Origin of the sequence: Halorubrum sp. Atlit-26R (assembly GCF_003666015.1) — an archaeon.
Taxonomy (GTDB): Archaea; Halobacteriota; Halobacteria; order Halobacteriales; family Haloferacaceae; genus Halorubrum.
The window spans coordinates 1-434 of the sequence record NZ_QPLT01000557.1 but is presented as its reverse complement, the minus strand read 5'-3'; the positions used below and the strand labels follow the sequence as shown (position 1 = coordinate 434).

At 55.5% G+C, this 434-nt stretch carries 1 protein-coding gene; it reads right to left on the bottom strand.

Annotated elements, in window-relative coordinates:
* Positions 1-68: 68 nt before the first annotated feature.
* On the bottom strand, positions 69-257 hold the full coding sequence (locus DVK07_RS21925; protein WP_147441349.1) for a hypothetical protein: 189 nt from the start codon (positions 255-257) through the stop codon (positions 69-71).
* Between the last annotated feature and the right edge of the window lie 177 nt (positions 258-434).

The window sequence follows — 434 nt, the reverse complement described above, 5'->3', positions numbered from 1 at the left end:
CAGTTCTTCACCGTCGGTATGTAACTCTCCGAGAATGAACAGAAAGACAATACCAGGTCCGTAATCAGTCATTTGTCGTGCACCGCGATTGGATGGGTGATGATGGAACGGTCTTTCAACACTTCTGGTGTGCCGCGTGTGTCCGTTGCCATCGGGAGTTCCAGGTACTGTTCGTAGTGGTTGTCGGCATAGTGCGCGATTGTCACGTGTGCCAGCGCCTCGTTAGACTCGGCCCGGATGTTCTCCTGGCAGTTCATACAGACTACTGAGAGTGTCATTGGCTTGCCTGGCTGTAGTCACCAATCTTCGTGCGGGTACTGGTGGTTGCCTTCACCGAGTCCCCGACCGACCACTGACTGTCGTCGTACTTCGCCTTCGCACGTTCGTGACCATCGACCTCGTGCAGCAGCGCGTCGAAGGTGAGGTCGTCGTAC

Coding starts and splice junctions, on each gene's coding strand:
- DVK07_RS21925 (WP_147441349.1), bottom strand. CDS start 257: ATGAACTGCCAGGAGAACATCCGGGCCGAGTCTAACGAGGCGCTGGCA.